The sequence below is a fragment of the Streptomyces vilmorinianum genome, assembly GCF_005517195.1.
GTDB classification, from domain to species: Bacteria; Actinomycetota; Actinomycetes; order Streptomycetales; family Streptomycetaceae; genus Streptomyces; species Streptomyces vilmorinianum.
This window is the reverse complement of sequence record NZ_CP040244.1, coordinates 5,261,295-5,280,435: the sequence shown is the minus strand read 5'-3', so window position 1 is coordinate 5,280,435 and position 19,141 is coordinate 5,261,295. Positions and strand designations below refer to the sequence as shown.

The 19,141-nt window shown below is 72.1% G+C and carries 22 protein-coding genes; 12 read left to right on the top strand and 10 right to left on the bottom strand.

Going from position 1 to position 19,141, the window contains the following annotated elements; translation table 11 throughout:
* Positions 1-140: 140 nt before the first annotated feature.
* The gene (locus FDM97_RS24610; protein ID WP_137992666.1) at positions 141-536 is read right to left on the bottom strand and encodes a RidA family protein; all 396 of its coding nucleotides are present in this window, start codon (positions 534-536) and stop codon (positions 141-143) included.
* Positions 537-672: 136 nt separating this feature from the next.
* Between FDM97_RS24610 and FDM97_RS24605 the strand changes: the two genes are divergently transcribed.
* Positions 673-1,647, top strand: a complete 975-nt coding sequence (locus tag FDM97_RS24605; protein WP_137992665.1) for a helix-turn-helix transcriptional regulator — start codon at positions 673-675, stop codon at positions 1,645-1,647.
* Here FDM97_RS24605 and FDM97_RS24600 read toward each other — a convergent pair.
* The 3 genes from FDM97_RS24600 to FDM97_RS24590 form a co-directional block, all read right to left on the bottom strand.
* Positions 1,629-2,837 (bottom strand): RNA polymerase sigma factor, encoded by a 1,209-nt coding sequence (locus tag FDM97_RS24600; protein WP_137992664.1) that lies wholly within the window; start codon positions 2,835-2,837, stop codon positions 1,629-1,631. The genes FDM97_RS24605 and FDM97_RS24600 overlap by 19 nt on opposite strands.
* 1 nt (position 2,838) lies before the next feature.
* Complete coding sequence (locus FDM97_RS24595; protein WP_137992663.1) at positions 2,839-3,252, bottom strand: YciI family protein; 414 nt, start codon at positions 3,250-3,252, stop codon at positions 2,839-2,841.
* Positions 3,253-3,361: 109 nt separating this feature from the next.
* Positions 3,362-4,069 (bottom strand): aminoacyl-tRNA hydrolase, encoded by a 708-nt coding sequence (locus tag FDM97_RS24590; RefSeq protein ID WP_137992662.1) that lies wholly within the window; start codon positions 4,067-4,069, stop codon positions 3,362-3,364.
* Between the two features lie 70 nt (positions 4,070-4,139).
* Between FDM97_RS24590 and FDM97_RS24585 the strand changes: the two genes are divergently transcribed.
* The 7 genes from FDM97_RS24585 (at position 4,140) to FDM97_RS24560 (ending at position 9,192) form a co-directional block, all read left to right on the top strand.
* A complete protein-coding gene (locus tag FDM97_RS24585; RefSeq protein ID WP_137992661.1) occupies positions 4,140-4,817 on the top strand; it encodes an AIM24 family protein in 678 nt (225 codons plus the stop codon).
* Between the two features lie 8 nt (positions 4,818-4,825).
* Complete coding sequence (locus tag FDM97_RS24580; RefSeq protein ID WP_137995010.1) at positions 4,826-5,719, top strand: ABC transporter ATP-binding protein; 894 nt, start codon at positions 4,826-4,828, stop codon at positions 5,717-5,719.
* Positions 5,716-6,366, top strand: coding sequence for an ABC transporter (locus tag FDM97_RS24575; protein ID WP_137992660.1), 651 nt, complete (start codon positions 5,716-5,718; stop codon positions 6,364-6,366). The genes FDM97_RS24580 and FDM97_RS24575 overlap by 4 nt, the downstream gene beginning before the upstream one ends.
* Before the next feature lie 14 nt (positions 6,367-6,380).
* On the top strand, positions 6,381-6,539 hold the full coding sequence (locus FDM97_RS35990) for a hypothetical protein (protein WP_175439223.1): 159 nt from the start codon (positions 6,381-6,383) through the stop codon (positions 6,537-6,539).
* Positions 6,540-6,645: 106 nt separating this feature from the next.
* Complete coding sequence (locus FDM97_RS24570; protein WP_137992659.1) at positions 6,646-7,356, top strand: VanZ family protein; 711 nt, start codon at positions 6,646-6,648, stop codon at positions 7,354-7,356.
* Between the two features lie 68 nt (positions 7,357-7,424).
* Positions 7,425-8,120, top strand: coding sequence for a response regulator transcription factor (locus FDM97_RS24565; protein WP_137992658.1), 696 nt, complete (start codon positions 7,425-7,427; stop codon positions 8,118-8,120).
* Positions 8,113-9,192 carry a sensor histidine kinase gene (locus FDM97_RS24560; RefSeq protein ID WP_137992657.1) on the top strand — a complete coding sequence of 360 codons (1,080 nt, stop codon included), beginning with the start codon at positions 8,113-8,115 and terminating at the stop codon, positions 9,190-9,192. Before FDM97_RS24565 ends, FDM97_RS24560 begins: the two co-directional genes overlap by 8 nt.
* Before the next feature lie 33 nt (positions 9,193-9,225).
* Here FDM97_RS24560 and FDM97_RS24555 read toward each other — a convergent pair whose 3' ends face one another.
* The 6 genes from FDM97_RS24555 to zapE form a co-directional block, all read right to left on the bottom strand.
* Positions 9,226-10,098, bottom strand: a complete 873-nt coding sequence (locus FDM97_RS24555) for a polysaccharide deacetylase family protein (protein ID WP_137995009.1) — start codon at positions 10,096-10,098, stop codon at positions 9,226-9,228.
* 115 nt (positions 10,099-10,213) lie between these two features.
* Positions 10,214-11,128, bottom strand: coding sequence for a PPK2 family polyphosphate kinase (locus tag FDM97_RS24550; RefSeq protein ID WP_432816241.1), 915 nt, complete (start codon positions 11,126-11,128; stop codon positions 10,214-10,216).
* The gene (locus FDM97_RS24545) at positions 11,040-12,485 is read right to left on the bottom strand and encodes a nucleobase:cation symporter-2 family protein (protein ID WP_137992655.1); all 1,446 of its coding nucleotides are present in this window, start codon (positions 12,483-12,485) and stop codon (positions 11,040-11,042) included. Before FDM97_RS24545 ends, FDM97_RS24550 begins: the two co-directional genes overlap by 89 nt.
* Positions 12,486-12,601: 116 nt before the next feature.
* The gene (locus tag FDM97_RS24540; protein ID WP_137992654.1) at positions 12,602-13,960 is read right to left on the bottom strand and encodes an alkaline phosphatase PhoX; all 1,359 of its coding nucleotides are present in this window, start codon (positions 13,958-13,960) and stop codon (positions 12,602-12,604) included.
* 138 nt (positions 13,961-14,098) lie between these two features.
* Positions 14,099-14,524, bottom strand: coding sequence for an OsmC family protein (locus tag FDM97_RS24535; protein WP_137992653.1), 426 nt, complete (start codon positions 14,522-14,524; stop codon positions 14,099-14,101).
* A gap of 33 nt (positions 14,525-14,557) precedes the next feature.
* Positions 14,558-15,640 (bottom strand): cell division protein ZapE, encoded by a 1,083-nt coding sequence (gene zapE, locus FDM97_RS24530; protein ID WP_137995008.1) that lies wholly within the window; start codon positions 15,638-15,640, stop codon positions 14,558-14,560.
* Positions 15,641-15,718: 78 nt separating this feature from the next.
* On the opposite strand from zapE, the gene FDM97_RS24525 reads away from it, so the two are divergent.
* The 4 genes from FDM97_RS24525 (at position 15,719) to msrB (ending at position 19,081) form a co-directional block, all read left to right on the top strand.
* A complete protein-coding gene (locus FDM97_RS24525) occupies positions 15,719-16,498 on the top strand; it encodes a pyrimidine reductase family protein (protein ID WP_137992652.1) in 780 nt (259 codons plus the stop codon).
* A gap of 104 nt (positions 16,499-16,602) precedes the next feature.
* Positions 16,603-17,073, top strand: a complete 471-nt coding sequence (locus FDM97_RS24520) for an indole-3-glycerol phosphate synthase (protein ID WP_137992651.1) — start codon at positions 16,603-16,605, stop codon at positions 17,071-17,073.
* Positions 17,074-17,251: 178 nt separating this feature from the next.
* Positions 17,252-18,643 carry a UDP-N-acetylmuramate--L-alanine ligase gene (gene murC / locus FDM97_RS24515; protein WP_137992650.1) on the top strand — a complete coding sequence of 464 codons (1,392 nt, stop codon included), beginning with the start codon at positions 17,252-17,254 and terminating at the stop codon, positions 18,641-18,643.
* Between the two features lie 15 nt (positions 18,644-18,658).
* Positions 18,659-19,081 (top strand): peptide-methionine (R)-S-oxide reductase MsrB, encoded by a 423-nt coding sequence (msrB, locus tag FDM97_RS24510; RefSeq protein ID WP_137992649.1) that lies wholly within the window; start codon positions 18,659-18,661, stop codon positions 19,079-19,081.
* Positions 19,082-19,141: the final 60 nt, after the last annotated feature.

Here is a 19,141-nt window from a genome sequence, read left to right as displayed (position 1 = left end):
GATACGTACGGCGGGGTGGCCGTGTTCAGTCGCCGAGCGATCCGAGGACGGGGAATTCGGACACGACCGTCATGGAGGGGACGTGCGCCTGCTGCTCGTGCCGGTTCGACCGGCACGAGCGGCAGGGCGGCGAGGGCGCATCACGCCACGGCGGTTCCCTCGAGCTCGACCATCTGGCCGGGGATCGCCAGTCGCGTCACCCCGAGCATCGTGGAGGTCGGCGCCACCCCGGCGGCACCCAACCGCGCCGCCAGCACGCCGTAGTGCTGGAAGAGCTGATCGACGTCGGTCGTGTAGACGTTGAGCCGGACGAGGTTCGCGAGAGACATTCCGGCCTCGCCGAGCACGGCCTCCAGGTTGTCGATGCTCAGCGTCAACTGCGCCGCGATGTCACCGTCATGCCGGGGCTTGCCGTCGCCGCTCATCGCGGTCTGCCCCGAGATGTACAGGGTCCGTGTGTGCCCGGAGACGACCTCACCCTGGTTGAATCCCAACTCCTGCGACCACGTCACCGGGTTGACCGCTGTTCGTTCCACTGCTGCATCAGCTCCATTCGATTCACCGGGAGTGCGTACGTCCATCGGCTCGACAGCCGCCGGCTCCGACGTCGCGTCGACGAGCCTCCCCATAAATCACGACACCCTCAGTCATGTATTCCTTTAGAGTTCTCGTATGCGTGCCGACCGGCTGGTCTCACTGGTGCTCCTCCTGCGCCGGCGCGGCCGGCTGACAGCGGACACGCTCGCCCGCGAGCTTGAGGTGTCCACCCGCACCGTGCTGCGCGACATCGAGGCGCTGTCCGCGGCCGGCGTCCCGGTCTACGCCGAACGCGGTCGGCACGGCGGGTTCGCGTTGTTGCCCGGTTTCCGGACCGAGCTCACGGGACTGAACCACGACGAGGCCCTTGCCCTGCTGGCCGCCGGATCGGGGCGCGGCGAGCAGGTGTTCGGGCTCGGCTCGGCGCTCGCCTCGGCCATGCGGAAGGTGGTCGACGCACTGCCCGAAAGCCACCTGGCCACCGCGAGCGACGCGGCCCAGCGATTTCTCGTCGACCCGGAGACCGATCTGCTCTCACGCCCGCTGGTCACCGAGCGGGTACCCGACACCACCATGATCGAGGTCCGGCGCGCGGTGCTCGCCGGACACAAGCTGCGCATCCACTACGCGGCCGTGGACCAGACCCCGAAGTGGCGCACGGTGGACCCGATCGGCCTGGTCACCGTACGCGACCAGGGCTACTTGCTGGCCACGAGATCGGGCGAGGACCGCACCTACCGGCTGTCCCGGGTCTTGGCCGCCGAAGAACTCCCCGAAGCGGCACAACGACCGCACCGAGTCGATCTGGACCGGATCTGGCGTGAACGCTCCGAGCAGTTCCTCTCCGGCGGCGACCACATCACCGTGCTGGTACGGGTGAACCCGGCGCGGCGGCAGGACCTGCTGGACACCGGGCTGGCCGTCCGCGCAGAAGAACCCGACGCAGACGGCCGGCTGCGGCTGGAGGTGACCTTCCAGGACCGGAGACACGCCGAATGGGCGCTGTGGCAGCTCGGCACGGACGCGGAAGCCCTGGCCCCGCAGTCGTTGCGCACCTCCCTGCGCGACCGCGCCGCCGCGATGGCCACCCGCTACGGAGACTCGTCCTGAACCGGACTCGACGACCTCTCCTCGCCTTGCGCGTTGAGCCGGGCGGCCTGGCGCGTCAGGTGGTCGCGCTCGGCGAGGTTGGGTGCCTTCTGGGCCGCCTCCGCGTACAGCCGCGCCGCCGTCGCCAGGTCGCCGTCGCGCTCGTGGAGGTACGCCGCCACCGCGGTGTGGCGGGGCAGTGAGTCGTCGAGCGCCGCGAGCGCCGCGAGGCCGGCGCGCGGTCCGTCGGCCTCGCCGACGGCCACCGCGCGGTTGAGCCGGACGACCGGGCTGTCGGTCAGGCGCGCGAGCTCGTCGTACCACTCGACGATCTGCACCCAGTCGGTCTCCTCGGCGGTGGGCGCGTCGGCGTGGAGTGCCGCGATGGCGGCCTGGGCCTGGAACTCGCCCAGCCGGTCGCGGGCGAGGGCCGCCTGCAGGATCTCGACGCCCTCGGCGATCGACTCGGTGTCCCACCGGCCGCGGTCCTGCTCGGCGAGCGGCACCAGGCTGCCGTCGGGCGCGGTTCGGGCGGCGCGCCGGGCGTGGTGGAGCAGCATGAGGGCGAGCAGCCCCGCCACCTCGGGGTGGTCGATCGCGGCCGCGAGCTGCCGGGTGAGCCGGATGGCCTCGGCGGCGAGGTCGACGTCGCCGGAGTAGCCCTCGTTGAAGACCAGGTAGAGGACGCGCAGCACGGTGGCGACGTCGCCGGGCTGGTCGAACCGCACGCCGGAGACGGTGCGCTTGGCACGGCTGATGCGCTGCGCCATGGTCGCCTCGGGCACCAGATAGGCCTCGGCGATCTGGCGGGTGGTCAGCCCGCCGACGGCGCGCAGCGTGAGGGCGACCGCGGACGACGGCGTCAGCGACGGGTGGGCGCACAGGAAGTAGAGCTGGAGCGTGTCGTCCACCGCGGGCGCCGGCCCGGGCGCCGGCTCCTCCTCGACGCGGTCCTCACGCCGGCGGCGGGCGGCGTCCGCCCGCGTCGCGTCGAGGAACCGGCGCCAGGCCACGGTGACCAGCCAGCCCTTCGGATCCCGCATGGGGTCTCCCCTGCTCGAAGAGCTTGGGGAAGGGTCGGCCGGCCAGACGCGGAGCGCCTCGACCAGAGCGTCCTGCACGGCGTCCTCGGCCGCCGCGAAGTCGGCTCCGCGGCGGACGAGGATGGCGAGCACGCTCGGCGTGAGGCTCCTGAGCAGGGCCTCGTCCACTTCAGTGGCACTCCGTGATGGTGGGCGCCGCGGCCAGGAACGGGCGCAGCTCGAGCCACTCGTGGATCGGCTTCCCGCCTGCCCCAGGGGCGGCCGACAGCTCCCCGGCCAGCTCGACGGCGCGCTCGTAGCTGTCGACGTCGATCACCATCCAGCCGGCGATGAGGTCCTTCGTCTCGGCGAACGGCCCGTCGGTGACCGGCGGGCGCCCCTCGCCGTCGTACCGGACCCACGTCCCCTCGGGGGCGAGCGCCTGACCGTCGACGAACTCACCGGTCTTCTCGAGCCGGGCCGCGAAGTCGTTCATGTACCGCACGTGCGCCGAGATCTCCTCCGGCGTCCACCGGTCCATGGGCACGTCGTTGACCGCGGCCGGGGCGCCGCGGTAGTGCTTCAGCAGCAGGTACTTGGCCATCGTGGTTCTCCTCGGTGCTCGTGCGACCCATTGTGGTCGCGTTCACCCCGGGGACGGAGCCGGACGCGAGTTCTCGACATCGCGGTCCGGTTTTTTTGTGGGACAGCCCTCAGACCTGCCGCAGGCGCAGGTGAGAGCCGAAATGCTCGCTCCCCTCGACCGCGAAAGTCGGCCCGGGGGCGATCTCGGTGAACCCCGCGTCCCGCACCACCGGCAGCCCGCTCGTGGCCAGCTCGGCCCAGCGCTCCGGCTCCGCGGTGCGCACGGCCAGCGGGAAGCCCGCCTCCCGCCACGCCTTGCGGTCCGCCTCCGACATCGCCCACCACAGCAGCTGCGCCCCGTGGCCCGCCTGGGCCATCGTCTTGCCCGCGGACATGTCGAGCTCCGGGTTGAGCCAGAGCAGCGCGGCCCCGGGCGGTACGTCGCCGGGCTCGGCCGGGTCCTCCAGGTCGGTGCCCGACACCTGCAGCTTGGCCAGCTCCTTGGGCCAGCCGTCCAGCGGGACCGGCGGGAACACCCGTACCTCCGCGGCCGTACCGGTCACCGTGATCCCCGGCAGCGCCTCCGCCCGCCGCCACTCCGCGCCGCGCGCCCGGCGCACGACCTTGCGGATCCGGGCGTCCTGCCAGTCCGTCATGGCCTGCGCCCACTCCCCGTCGCCGGTCGAGCGTTCGTCGGCGAGGATCTCCAGGACGGCGTGGGCCGCCGTCTCCAGGGCGTCGGTACGGGCCGGGGGTTCGGCCCGCTCGATCCGTACGACGAGGGGCAGGACGAACTGCGGCTTCTGGTCACGTGCGTCGGTCTCGTTGCTGCTCACCCGCCAAGTCTGCCACTGCGCGTATCAGGGCTTCTTGTAGGAATCAGAGCTTCCGGGACAGGATGCCCGCATGAAGAGCGATCTTTTTGCCAGCGAACACCTTGCCGAGACCGCGACGTTCCCCGGCATGAGCCTGCAGAACTCCAAGGCCGTCAAGTACGCCGTCAACGGCGAGATGCACGCACGCCAGGGCTCGATGATCGCCTTCCGCGGCGACCTGCAGTTCGAGCGCAAGGGCCAGGGCATCGGCGGCATGCTCAAGCGCGCCGTCACCGGCGAGGGCCTGGCGCTGATGGCCGTCCGGGGCCAGGGCGAGGCGTGGTTCGCGCACGAGGCGCAGAACTGCTTCATCGTCGAGATCGAGCAGGGCGACGCGCTCACCGTGAACGGCCGCAACGTGCTCTGCTTCGACTCCACCCTCTCGTACGAGATCAAGACGGTGAAGGGCGCCGGCATGACCGGCGGCGGCCTCTTCAACAGCGTCTTCACCGGGTACGGAAAGATCGCCCTGATCTGCGAGGGCAGCCCGATCGTCATCCCCGTCACCCCGCAGGCGCCGGTGTGCGTCGACACCGACGCGGTCGTCGGGTGGAGCGAGCAGCTGCAGACCTCGCTGCACCGCTCGCAGTCCATCGGCTCGATGATCCGGGGCGGCTCGGGAGAGGCCGTCCAGCTGCGGCTGGAGGGCCAGGGCTTCGTCATCGTCCGCCCGAGCGAGCTCACCCCGCAGAAGGCGTCGTCGAACTGAACCCGAAGCTGAACCTGGAACGGGTGGGCCGCCGTTACGGCCTGCGCGGACCGTGGGTGCTGCGCGAGGTGGGCCTCGCCCTGCCCGCCGGCGCCCTCGTCCGGATCACCGGCACGAATGGCACGGGCAAGTCGACGCTGCTCCGCCTGATCGCGGGCATCGACGCGCCCACGGAGGGCCGGATCACGGGCCGGCCTCAGCGCACGGCGTACGTCCCCGAACGCTTCGCGGCCGCGCTGCCCTTCACCGCGACCGGCTATCTGGTCCACCTCGGCCGCGTCCAGGGGCTCGGGCGGGCGGACGCGGCGCGCAGGGCGGGGGAGTGGCTGGACCGCTTCGGCGCGGGCTCCTTCGCCGACACCCCGCTCGACGAACTCTCCAAGGGCAGCAGCCAGAAGGTCGCCGTCGCCCAGGCCCTGCTCGCGGGCCCCGCCCTGCTGGTCCTGGACGAGGCGTGGACCGGCCTGGACACGGCCGCCCGGCAGGAACTCGACGGCGCGGTCCGCGAACGGGTCGCGGCCGGCGGGACGGTCGTCTTCGTCGACCACGACCCGCGCCGGCTGGCCGGGGAGGCCGACGTGGTGTGCACGGTGGAGGCGGGGCGGGTACGGACCGAGCCCGCCGGATCTGCCGGACCTGCCGGACCTGCCGGACCTGCCGGACCCGCCGGACCCGCCGGCACGGCGCGGCCACGGACAGGGGGAGGGGTACGGGTGCGGATCGTGGTCTCCGGCGGGCGCGCGCTCCCCGGCGGGCTGCCGGGCTCGCCCTCGTACGAGCCGGGATCCGACGGTACGACCGTCTGCGGCGTCGACGCGGCCCACTCCGACGAACTGCTCCGGGCGCTGCTCGACGCCTCCTGGCACATTCACCGGCTGAGCACCGAAGGCGTCCGGGTATGACAGCTCTTCTGCGCTACCAGACCGATCTGTTCCTGCGTTCGCAGCGCTGGCTCGCGCCGCTGCTGCTGTACGCGGTCTTCCTCGGCGTGGGCGTGCGCGCCGGGGAGCCCGTGCTCGGCGCCCTCGGGTACGCGGCAGCCGCGCTGCTCCCCGTCACCGCCTGGGTCGTACGGATCTGCCTCAACCAGGAACCGGCCGCCGCGCGGCACGTGGTGGCGGCCACGGCCGGCCGGCAGCGGGCCCACCTCGCGGCGTCCCTCGCCGCCGTCGGGTGCATGGTGCTGCTCGGCACGGTCGCCGTGCTCGGCGTGACGGCGGTGAGCGACCTGCGCGGGGTCGACCCGTTCGCCGCCGGTACCGCCGGGCTGCTCGCCGCCGGGGTCTGCGTCCTGACCGGCGCGGCCCTGGGCGCCCTGTGCACCCGGCCCGTCCTGCACGCCCCCGGCTGGTCGCTGGCGGCCCTGGTCCTGGGCTCGCTGCTGGCGCTGGTGACGAGCGGTTCGCCGGCGAAGCACGCCGTGACGGGTCTGGTCACCGGCTCCCTCACCGCGACCGTCCACGTGCCCTGGCTCGCGTTCCTCGGCGCCCTGGTGATCGCGGGCGCCGCGGTGGCGCTAGCGTGCAAGGCGACGGCCTGGCGCGAGTGAGTACGCTCGAAGGCATGGACGAGGAGACGTCGTACACGGATGTCGGTGGACCGCCGTACGCCGAGTGCGTGCTGTGCCGGAAGCCGACCGAGTACCCCGAGTCGACCAAGGGGATCACCCTCTGCCCGGAGTGCGAGTGGCAGGAGGCCCAGCGCACCGCCTGCTCCGGCTGACGGACGTCCCTCCCCGTGACGGGTCGATGCCGGGGATTTCGTGTATCGCGGGCGTATCGAAAATCGCATACGCCCCCGCAACGGCCCTCCGTCTCCAATGGGGGGCATGAACCACAACGCATCCCTGTCGGCACCGCCCCGCCGCACGCGCAGGATCGTGCTCCTCGGTCCGGCGATCCTCGGCGCGGCGAGCGCCGTGTTCGTCGTGCGGCGGCCGCTCATGATGTCCGCTCCGATGTGCATGGCCGGGCGGTGGCACGGCTGCTTCGACACGTTCAACGGCGTGGTGCTCATCACGTTGGTCGCGCTGCCGCTGGCGGCGCTGGTGGTGTGGGCCCTGGCGCGTCGTCGGCGTGCCGCCGGTGTCGCGTCGGCGTGGCGGATGTCGCTGGCCGAGGTGGGCATGGTCCATGGGACGGTGCCGTTCCTGTGGATGACCATGATGCCGGGCGCCGGGGCCGGCATCGTCCCCGCCCGGGTGAGCCTGGTGCCGCTGCGGGACCTGGTCACCATGGGGCCGGGCGGGATCATCGGCAACCTGCTGATCTTCGCGGCGCTGGGGTTCTTCGCCCCGATGCGGTTCGTGGCCCTGGCGTCCGTGCCGCGGATCCTGGCGCTCGGGGCGGGCGGCTCGGTCCTGGTCGAAACCGCACAGTACGTCCTGCGCCTCGACCGGGTGTCCTCCGTGGACGACGTACTGGTCAACGCCGCCGGCGCCGTCCTGGCCGCGCTCGCGTCGCGCCGCTGGTGGCGCACCACGGCGGAAGCGCGATCGGACCGGCCTCACCCCGCGCCGGCGGCGGCACCGGCGGGCTGAGTCGCGTGTCCGGTGGGCAGACGTCTTCGCATACGCCGGCGATATGTCGTGCTGCTTAGGCTTCAGGCATGCGTGTACTGATCGTGGAGGACGAGCCCTACCTGGCCGAAGCCGTCCGTGACGGTCTGCGGCTCGAGGCGATCGCCGCCGACATCGCAGGCGACGGCGACTCCGCCCTGGAACTGCTCGGCGTCAACTCCTACGACCTCGCGGTCCTCGACCGCGACATCCCGGGCCCCTCCGGCGACGAGGTCGCCCGGCGCATCGTCGCCTCCGGCAGCGGCATCCCGATCCTCATGCTCACCGCCGCCGACCGGATCGACGACAAGGCGTCCGGGTTCGAGCTCGGTGCCGACGACTACCTCACCAAGCCGTTCGAGCTGCGGGAGCTCGTCCTGCGGCTGAGGGCGCTCGACCGCAGGCGCGCGTACGCCCGGCCCCCGGTCCGCGAGATCGCGGGCCTGCGGCTCGACCCCTTCCGCCGGGAGGTCTTCCGCGACGGACGCTACGTCGCGCTCACCCGTAAACAGTTCGCCGTGCTCGACGTCCTCGTCGCCGCCGAAGGCGGGGTCGTCAGCGCCGAAGAGCTGCTGGAACGGGCCTGGGACGAGAATGCCCACCCCTTCACCAACGCCGTCCGCATCACCGTATCCGCACTGCGCAAGCGGCTCGGCGAACCATGGGTCATCGCCACGGTGCCGGGTGTCGGCTACCGCATCGACACCGGCCCCGACGCCACCCGCCCCGGCCGTACGCATGCGTAGACGTCCAGGGCTCAGCGCCCGACTGAGACTCACCCTCAGCTACGCCGGGTTCCTCGCCGTCGCCGGCGCTCTCCTGCTGGCCGTGGTGTGGGGATTCCTGCTGCGCTACGTACCCGACAACTCCCAGGGCCTTCTCGGGATCGCGCCCAACCGCTACCTCCTCGTGCGCACCTTCGCCCCCGCGGCGGCCGTGGCGATGGTCTTCCTGCTCGTGTTCGGCCTCGTCGGGGGGTGGATCCTCGCCGGCCGGATGCTGGCACCGCTCACACGGATCACGGCCGCGGCACGGAGGGCCGGGACCGGATCGCTGGCCCACCGGATCCGCATGGAAGGCCGCCAGGACGAATTCCGTGAACTCTCCGACGCGTTCGACTCGATGCTCGAACAACTCGAGTCCCACGTCGCCGAGCAGCAGCGGTTCGCCGCGAACGCCTCCCACGAACTGCGCACCCCGCTGGCCATCTCGCGGACGCTCCTCGACGTCGCCCGCAAGGACCCCACGCGGGACCGGGGCGAACTCATCCGACGCCTGCAGGCTGTCAATACGCGCGCGATCGACCTCACCGAGGCCCTCCTGCTGCTCAGCCGCAGCGACCGCGGGAACGTCACCCGCGAGAGCGTCGACCTCTCCCTCGTCGCCGAAGAGGCCGCCGAAGCCCTGCTCCCCCTGGCCGAACAGCGCGGGATCACGCTCGACGTCACCGGCGGAGCGACACGGACCAGCGGCTCCGCGGAGCTCCTGCTGCGGCTGATGACGAACCTCGTCCAGAACGCCGTCGTCCACAACCTCCCCGCCGGCGGCACCGTGACGGTCCACACCGAGGCGCGGGGCGACGCGAGCGTGGTGCGGGTCGAGAACACGGGGCATCCGCTCCCACCGGAACTGGTACCGACCCTCACCGAACCCTTCCAGCGCGGAACGGAACGCGTACGCGCCGACGAGCACGCCGGCGTCGGCCTCGGCCTCGCCATCGTGCACAGCATCGTCCGCGCCCACGACGGGACCCTCGACCTCGCCCCCCTCCCCGCCGGCGGTCTCCTCGTCACGGTCCGGCTTCCCGGCACGCCGTAGGCAGGCATCGTCCCCGAGCGGGGCCGAGCACGCTCAGGCGGTGCTCTTCAGCGCCATCAGCTCGGAGACCTTCACGAAGCGGTAGCCCCTGGCCCGCAGCTCCGGCACGATCGTGCGGACCGCCTGCTCCGTGACGGGGGCGGCGCTGCGGGTGCAGTGCATCACCACGAGAGAGCCGGGCTTCACGCCGTCGAGCACCTGCCGGGCGACCGCGTGTCCGTCCTTGGCGAAGGCGTCGCCGCTGACCACGTCCCACTGCACCGCCGTGACCTTCGCGGGCGCGAGCGCGCGCAGCGCCGCGTCGTCGTAGCAGCCGCCGGGGAAGCGGAAGTACGGCACGACATTGCGCGCCCCCGCGTCACGGAAGGCGTCGAAGGCGCGCTGGACGTCGGCGGCCATGGCCGTCCGCTCCACCGCCGGCAGGCCGTAGCAGGGCGAGGCGAAGGCGTGGTGGCTGTAGGAGTGGTTGGCGATCTCGAAGCGGGGGTCGTTGCCGATGGACCGGGCCTGGTCCGGGTACTCCTCGGCCCAGCGGCCCGTCATGAAGACGGTGGAGTCGACCTTGAGGCGCCGCAGCGTCTGGATCAGCTGGGGGTTGTCGAAGCGCTCTCCGCCCGCGGCCCGCGCCCCCTGGTCGGCCGTCATGTCGGCGTCGAAGGTCAGCGCCACGACCTTCTCCCCGCCCTTGGGCGCCCGCTCGAACACGGGCGTGAGGCCCCCGGGCCCGGGCGCCAGGGTGGGCGGCGCCTTGCGCACGGTCGCCGGCCCGGGCGCGGCACCGGCGCTCGCGGACGCGCTCGGCGCCGCCTCGCTCGCACTCGCCGCCGGGCGCACGGGGGCCGCCGTGTCGGCCGTGCCCCCGCCACAGCCGACGAGAACTGCGCTCAGCAGCGCGAGCGCCGACATCTTTCGTACAGAAATGGTCACGAACGCAAGTTAACTGATCGATGTTCCGGAGGTGCGCTGCCGGGCCGCGTGACCGAGCCGGGTCCCTGCCCGGCTACAGCCGCGCCGGCGAGGGTCACCACTCCAACAGCAGCCTGCGGCACTCCTCCACGTCGAAGTCGCCCTTCGGGTACTGCGGATCCAACGCCTCCAAATGCTCCAGGAGCAGCGTGCTGACCGCCCAGTTGCGGTACCACTTGCGGTCGGCCGGGATCAGGTACCACGGCGACGCGTCCGTCGAGCAGCGCTCGAGCGCCAGCTCGTACGCCTGCTGGTACGCCGGCCACAGCGCCCGCTCCTCGATGTCGGCCGGACTGAACTTCCAGTGCTTCTCCGGGTTGTCCAGGCGCGCCAGGAGCCGGTTGCGCTGCTCCTCGTACGAGAGGTGGAGGAAGACCTTGACGACGGTGACGCCGTCGTCGGCGAGGGACTTCTCCCAGCGGTTGATCCGGCCGTAGCGGGCGCCGAGGTCGCGGCGGGGGACCAGTCCGCGGACGCGGGCGATGAGGACGTCCTCGTAGTGGGAGCGGTCGAAGATGCCGATCTCGCCCGGCATCGGCAGGGCCCGGGTGATCCGCCACAGGAAGGAGTGGCGACGCTCCTCGGCGGTGGGGGTCTTGAAGGCGCGGATCCGGCAGCCGGAGGGGTTGAGGAAGCCGATCACATGCTTGACCGTGCCGCCCTTGCCGCTCGTGTCCATGCCCTGCAGGACGAGCAGCAGCCGGCGGCGGTCGCCGGCCGTGCTCGCCGCGTACAGGCGTTCCTGGAGGCCGGCGAGGCGCGGGGCCAGCGCGGTCATGGCCTCGATCCCGGCCGCCTTGTCGGCGGGGCCGCCCGGGGCGATCGACGAGGTGTCGTACGAGGAGAGGTCGACGGCTCTGCCGACGGGGAGGCGCAGCAGGTCACGCAGGACCAGGGGCCGCCGCACCGGAGCTGCCCGCGGCTTCGCCTCGTCCTTCCCGGCGTTCCTCTTCCCGTTCTTCCGCGCCACCCTGCGCCCCTTCCCGTCCGTCCCTCGCCTCCCCCCGATCCTGCGACGGAATCGACGGGCCCGCGAACCCTGTGTGGTGGAAGAGCAGGTTCAGCAGGAACGCCGCCAGGGCCGCGCTCGTGATCCCGCTGCCCAGGATGATCCGCGACCAGGCGGGGAAGCCGTCGTAGATCCCGTCCGCCACCTCCGGCAGCAGGCCCACCCCGAGCGCGACCGCCGCGATCGTGAGGTTGTGGCCCCGGTCCAGGTCCACCCGGCGCAGGGTGTTGACGCCGACCATCGTCACCGTCGCGAACAGGACCAGGCCCGCCGCGCCCACCACCGGACCCGGCAGCGCGGCGACCAGCGCGCCCAGGCGCGGGACCAGGCCGAGGGCCACGAGGAGACCGCCCGCGACGGCGGTGACGTACCGGCTGGCGACCTTCGTGATGCCGATCAGGCCCACGTTCTGGGTGAAGACCGTGTCCATGAAGGAGTTCATCGCGCCGCCGAGGACCCCGGAGACACCGTCCGCCGCCAGGCCGCGCGCCAGGTCCTTGTCCGTGACCGGCCGGCCCGTCGCCTCGCCGACCGCGAGCATCGAGGCCGTCGACTCGGTGAAGATCACCAGCATCACCACGCACATCGCGATGACGGCGGTCGGCGGGAACTCCGGCGCCCCGAAGTGGAACGGCGCCGCCAGCCCCAGCCAGTCCGTGCCGGAGACCCGGGAGAAGTCCGTGAGCCCCATCGGTACGGCGGCCAGCGTGCCGAGCACCAGCGCGAGCAGGATCCCGATCTGGCCGAGGAAGCCGCGCGTGAAGCGAGCGAACAGCACGATGAAGACCAGCACGCCCGCCGCCAGGGCGAGTCGCCCGCCGGAGGCGTGGTCCGGAGCCTTCGGGTCGTTGCCCGTGATCAGCCCGGCCGCGACCCCGATCAGCGAGAGCCCGACGACCGTGATGACCGTGCCGCTCACCAGCGGCGGGAAGAAGCGCACGAGCCGCGCGAACGGCACCGCGACAAGGAGCCCGAAGAACCCGGCGGCGAGCATGGAGCCGTACACGGCCCGCATGCCGTACTCCTGCTCGATGAGGATCATCGGGGTGACGCCCGCGAAGGTGGCGCCGGTGACGATCGGCAGCCGGATGCCGAGGATCCTCCCGATGCCGAGGCTCTGGATCAGCGTCACCAGACCGGCGACCAGCAGGTCGGCGTTGATGAGCAGGGCGATCGCCGAGGGTTCCAGACCGGCCGCACCACCGAAGACCAGCGGGACGGTGATGCAGCCGGTGTACATGATGAGGACGTGCTGCGCGCCGAGGGCCGCGAGGCGTCCGAGAGGCGGGCGTTGATCGACGGGGTGGGTGGTGGTCATGCGTGCGGGTCCTCCGAGTACGGGTGCGGGGGACCTGCATTGACGCAGGAGATCGTTTTCGGCGGGTTGCCGGTCCGTTACGCGCCTACGTCAGCACCACGAGCCGGCACCACGAGTCAGCACCACGGGCCCGTCACCGCGAACGTCGTACCGGGCGTATAGCAGTTGACGTACATCGTCCGCCCGTCCGGGGAGAACGTGACACCCGCGAACTCACCCCACTCCGGGGCCTCCGGGGTCCCGATGTTCTGCGCCCCGCGTGCCACCGCGTACACCTCGCCCTTCCGGCTCACGCCGTAGACGTGCTGCGCGCCGTCGCCGTCCTCGCTGACCATCAGGCCGCCGCTCGGGGCGAGACAGATGTTGTCCGGCGACTCGCCCGGCAGCTGGATGTCCGTGCTCGGTCCGAAGACGACGACGAGCGTGAGACGGCGCCGGTACGGCTCGTACTTCCACACCTGGCCGAAGTGGGTCGCGCCCGAGCCGTCGCCGGTGCGGGCGAAGGACGAGACGAAGTAGACCGACCCGCCACCCCAGTAGCAGCCCTCCAGCTTCTGCGCGTGCGTGATGCCCTTCGGCCCGAAGTCCTGCAGCCTGATGGGCGTCTCGGCCGCCAGCGGATCGGGTACGGGTACCCACTCGACGCCGTCGAAGCGCGCGCCGGTCTCCTGGATCACGGACAGGTCGGGCACGCCCGGCACCCGCATGGCCTCCAAGGCCCCGCCCGCGCGCAGCGAACCGTGGCCGCCGAGCGGCTTCTCGGGCAGGAAGCGGTAGAAGAGGCCGAAGGGCTTCTGGAAGGCGTCCTCCGTCTCGTACACGATCCCGCTGCGCGGGTCGACGGCGATCGCCTCGTGCTGGAAGCGGCCCATGGCGGTGAGCGGTACGGCTCCGGTGCGGTGCGGGTCGGCGCCGTCGACCTCGAAGATGAAGCCGTGGTCCTTGGTGTAGCCGTTGGTGCCGGCCTTGTCCTCGGTCTCCTCGCAGGTGAGCCAGGTGCCCCAAGGCGTGGGCCCGCCCGCGCAGTTGACGGCCGTGCCGGCGATGGCGACGCGCTCGCCGAGGACGTTGCCGCGGCCGTCGAGTTCGAGCGCCGTACAGCCGCCCTTCGCGGCGGGGTCGTACGTCAGCCCCTCGACGGTCGGGACGCCGATCTTGCCGGTGACCCGGTTCTCGTGGTTGCGGACCAGGTGCACGCGGCCGCGGCGACCGGCGAAGGCGCCCATGCCGTCGTGGTTGCTGGGGACGAGACCCTCGCCGGAGCGGAGGGGGTCGCCCTGGCGGGAGAGGACCTTGTAGCGGAAGCCCTCGGGAAGGTCGAGGAGACCGGCGGGGTCCGGGATCAGCGGGCCGTAACCGGCTCGTTCCCTCGCCGCGGCGCTGCCCGCGAAGAGCTCGCCGAGCGCGCCCGAGAAGGCGATGCCGGCGACGGACGCGCCGGTGCGGGACAGGATCTGACGTCGTGTTGCGGACATGAGGCAACAGCTCCCCTGTTGGCGGACAGGCAAGAAGATGACGTGCGACGTGTGACCCGCATGTGTGTATCACGCACTGTGGTGACACGTGAACCATGCGGGTCGACACGGCCTCATGGGACGCGAGGGATCAGGCGATCAGACGAGTTCGGCGGTGAGCGTGATCGTCGTTCCCGCCAAAGCCTGGCTCACGGGGCAGTTCTTCTTGGCGTCCTCGGCCAGGGACTGGAACTCGTCCGCGTCCAGGCCCGGGACCTCGCCGCGCACGGTGAGGTGGCTGCCCGTGATGCCCTGGCCCGGCACGAAGGTGACGTCGGCCTTGGTCTCCAGGCGGGTCGGCGCGTTGCCGGCCTTGGCCAGGATGTTGGAGAACGCCATGTTGAAGCAGGAGGAGTGCGCGGCGGCGATCAGCTCTTCCGGGCTGGTCTTGCCGTTCGGCTCCTCGGTGCGGGCCGGCCAGGAGACGTCGTACGAGCCGAGGCCGGAGGAGTCGAGGGTGACGACGCCGGAGCCCTTGAGGAGGTCGCCCTCCCAGACGGCGTGAGCGGAGCGCGTTGCGGCCATGGTGAATCCCTTTCGATCGGGTATGGCCCCAACCTACTGCGCCACCAACCCCTTTGCGTCGCGAGCGAGCGCGGTGAGCCGCGAGATCGCCCGGAAGTACTTCTTGCGGTACCCGCCCTTCAGCATCTCTTCACTGAACAGCCGGTCGAAGGGGAGGCCGGAGGCGAGCACCGGGACCTCGCGGTCGTACAGCCGGTCGGCGAGGACGACGAGCCGCAGCGCCGTGGACTGGTCGGGGACCGCCTGGACGTCGGTCAGGCAGACCGCGCTCAGCGAGTCCGTGAGCGCGCCGTACCGGCTGGGGTGGACCTTGGCCAGGTGGTCGAGCAGGTGCGGGAAGTCGTCGAGCGAGGCGCCCGGGGTCGCGTACGCCGCCTTCGTCACCTGTTCGTCGGAGTACGGGGCGGGCGCCTCGGGCAGCCCGCGGTGGCGGTAGTCCTCGCCGTCGATCCGCAGCGGGCGGAAGTGGGCCGAGAGGCCCTGGATCTCGCGCAGGAAGTCGGCGGCGGCGAAACGGCCCTCGCCCAGCTTGCCCGGCAGCGTGTTGGAGGTGGCGGCCAGCGCGACACCCGACTCGACGAGCCTGCTGAGCAGGGAGGAGACGAGGACGGTGTCGCCCGGGTCGTCCAGCTCGAATTCGTCGATGCAGAGCAGCCGGTGCCCGCTGAGGGTCTGCACGGTCTGCTGGAAGCCGAGCGCGCCGACGAGGTTGGTCAGCTCCACGAACGTGCCGAAGGCCTTCAGCCCCGGCTCGGCGGGCGTCGCGTGCCAGAGGGAGGCCAGCAGGTGGGTCTTGCCGACGCCGTAGCCGCCGTCGAGGTAGATCCCGCGGGGACCGGCCGGGGCGGCCGGCTTCTTCGCGAACCAGCGGCTGAGGGCCGGGCGCTTGCCGGCGCCGGTGGCGTGGGCGCCGCCGAGCCCCTCGGCGAACGAGCTCAGGGCCTTGACCGCGTCGGTCTGGCTCGGCTGGTTCGGGTCGGGGATGTACGTGTCGAAGCGCACCGAGTCGAACCGCGGCGGCGGCACCATCTCCGCGACGAGGCGGTCGGCGGGGACACGGGGCTCCCGGGCGCAGAGGGAGACCGGAACCGCTTCGGTGGAAGCCGCTTCGGTTATGGCGCGCGGGGCGCGGGAGGCATGGGAGGCACGGGTCGACACAGTTCCCCACTGTAAGCGCCGTGTCAGACTGCGAGGATGCGACGCCTGTTCCCTGTGACGGACATGACAGCCGACGACGCCGGTGCCGGGGACCGGGAGTGGTCCCTCGACGAGCTGGCCGACGCCTACGCGTACCCGGAGCTGCCCCCGGGCGGCGTGTGGCTGCGCGCCAACATGGTCTCCTCGCTCGACGGCGCCGGACAGCACGAGGGCCGCTCCCAGCCCCTCTCCTCGGACACCGACATGCGGATCTTCGGCACGCTGCGCGGCCTGGCCGACGTGATCGTGGTGGGGGCGCAGACCGTACGCCAGGAGGAGTACCGGCCGGCCCGCGCGCGGGAGGCCTTCGCGGCGCGCCGGGCGGCCGCCGGTCAGGGACCGGCCCCGGTGATCGCCGTGGTCAGCGCCTCCCTGGACCTCGACTTCTCGCTGCCGCTGTTCACCGAGCCGCTGGTGCCGACGCTGGTCCTGACCGGCGCCGCGGCGCCCGCCGAGAGCGTGCACGCGGCCGGGAAGGCGGGCGCGGAGGTGGTGATCGCGGGCGACGGCCCCGGAGTGGAGCCGGCCCGGGCGGTGGCGGCGCTCGCGGAGCGCGGCCTGCGGCGCCAGCTGACCGAGGGAGGCCCCCGGCTGCTCGGTCAGTTCGTGGCGGCCGAGGTGCTCGACGAGCTGTGCCTGACGGTCTCGCCGACGATGACGGCGGGCACCGCGCAGCGGATCGCGGGGGGCCCTCCGGTGGCCGTCCCGCAGCGCTTCGCCATGGCGTCCGTGCTGGAAGAGGCCGGGTTCCTCTACACCCGCTACCGTCGGATCTGAAGTCACCGGAATTTGTCGTTCCGGTTAGCTTCCGCTGGGCACACTTACCCTGCAGACCCCGTGGGCGCACGGGGAAGGATGGTTTCCGCAGAAGGGCTCCTGAGGTGTTCACAAGCGTTTTGATGATCGAGAAGCCCCTGACGTCCGTCGACGTGGAATTCGTCACGACCCTGCACGGTGACGAGCCCGTGTCCTTCATCGTGCTGATGCAGCCGCGCGGTGACCAGGCAGATGTGCTGCTGCGCGCCATCGACGACGTCGCCCTGGGCGAACTGAAGGAAGCGGCCCACGAGGGCGAGGAGCCCGAGGGCAAGGCCGCCCGCCTCCCCGCCGAGGCGGCTCTGGAGCACTCGCTCCAGGCCTTGCGGGACGTCGGCTGCGAGGCGGTCGGCCAGGTCGTCGAGGACCATCCCCTCAACAAGATGAAGGCCGTCGTCGACGAGTCGGACGCCGACGAGGTGATCGTCCTGACGGCCCCGCACTACGTGGAGGAGTTCTTCCACCGGGACTGGGCCTCGCGGGCACGTCACAAGGTCGGCGTACCGGTCCTGAAACTCTTCGCGCACAGCGAGTGACCGAGCAGCGCGGGCACCGCGCCCTGGCCCCGGGCGGGCGCGGGGCGCGGCGCAGGGTGCGGCGCGGGGCTCGGAGCGGCGCCCGGGGCGCGGCGCCCGGGGCGCGGCGCCCGGGGGTGTCGGAAGGAGCCACTAGGCTGGGCACCTCCTGTACGTCGCACCCCGGGGAGAGATCCACATGGCACCCGCCATCCCTGCCGCCATGGAACGGCCGCACTTCATCGGCATCGGCGGTGCCGGAATGTCGGGCATCGCCAAGATCCTGGCCCAACGCGGGGCGAAGGTGGCCGGCAGCGACGCGAAGGAGTCCGCGACCGCCGAGGCGCTGCGGGCGCTCGGCGTCACGGTGCACATCGGGCACGCCGCCGCCCACCTCGCCGACGACGCCTCCGCCGTGGTCGTCTCCAGCGCCATCCGCGCCGACAACCCGGAGCTGGCCCGCGCCGCCGAGCTGGGCATCCCGGTGGTCCACCGCTCCGACGCGCTCGCCTCCCTCATGGACGGCCTGCGCGCGATCGCGGTCGCCGGTACGCACGGCAAGACCACGACCACCTCCATGCTGGCCGTCGCGCTCACCGAGCTCGGCCTGGACCCCTCGTACGCCATCGGCGGCGACCTCGCGGGCCCCGGCACCAACGCCCGGCACGGCGAGGGGGCGGTCTTCGTCGCCGAGGCCGACGAGAGCGACCGCAGCTTCCAGAAGTACGACCCCGAGGTCGCGATCGTCCTCAACGTCGAGCTGGACCACCACGCGAACTACGCGTCGATGGACGAGATCTACGAGTCCTTCGAGGCCTTCACCGCCAAGATCCGCCCCGGCGGCACCCTGGTCGTCGGTGAGCACGCGGGCGCCCGCGAGCTGGCCGCCCGGGTCGCCGGCCGCGCGGACCTGAACGTGATCACGGTCGGCGAGTCCGAGGACTCCGACGCCCGGATCCTCTCCATCACCCCGAACGGCATGACGAGCCAGGTCGTCGTCCTCCTCGACGGCGTCCGGCACACCTTCACCGTCTCGGTCCCCGGCCGCCACTACGCGCACAACGCGGCGGCCGCCCTCGCCGCCGGCGCTCGCGTGGGCATCGACCCGGCGGAGCTGGCCCAGGCCCTCACCGCGTACACCGGTGTCGGCCGTCGCCTCCAGCTCAAGGGCGAGGCGGCGGGCGTCCAGGTCATCGACTCGTACGCCCACCACCCCACCGAGATGACCGCCGACCTGGAGGCCATGCGCGGCGCCGCCGGGGCCTCGCGCCTGCTGGTCGTCTTCCAGCCGCACCTCTTTTCCCGCACCCAGGAACTGGGCAAGGAGATGGGCGACGCCCTGGCCCTCGCCGACCAGTCCGTGGTCCTCGACATCTACCCGGCCCGCGAGGACCCGATCCCCGGCATCACCAGCGACCTGATCATCACGGCGGCCCGCGCGGCCGGCGCCGACGTGACGGCCGTGCACGACAAGGCGGCCGTCCCGGACGTCGTCGCGGGAATGGCCAGGCCCGGCGATCTCGTTCTGACGATGGGCGCGGGTGACGTCACGGACCTCGGCCCGAGGATCCTGGCCCGCCTTTCCGACTGATCAGGGAGAGAGCTCATGTCGTACGAGGTCGAGAAGCCGGACGAGCAGTGGCGTACGGAGCTGACCCCGGCGGAGTACCAGGTGCTGCGCCAGGCGGGCACGGAACCGGCCTTCCGGGGTGAGTACACCGACACCACGACCAAGGGCGTCTACTCCTGCCGGGCGTGCGGCGCGGAGCTCTTCACGTCGACGGAGAAGTTCGAGTCGCACTGCGGCTGGCCGTCCTTCTACGACCCGAAGGACAGCGCGGCCGTCGAGCTGATCGAGGACCGCTCGCACGGCATGGTCCGCACCGAGGTCCGCTGCGCCCGCTGCGGCTCGCACCTGGGCCATGTCTTCGAGGGCGAGGGCTACCCGACCCCGACGGACCAGCGGTACTGCATCAACTCGATCTCGCTGAGGCTGACTCCGGACGGGGATACGGGTGCGGATGCGTGACGCGTGACGCGTGACGCACGTTGCTCGACGCGTTCGTGACCGGCCTCGACGGGGCCGGTC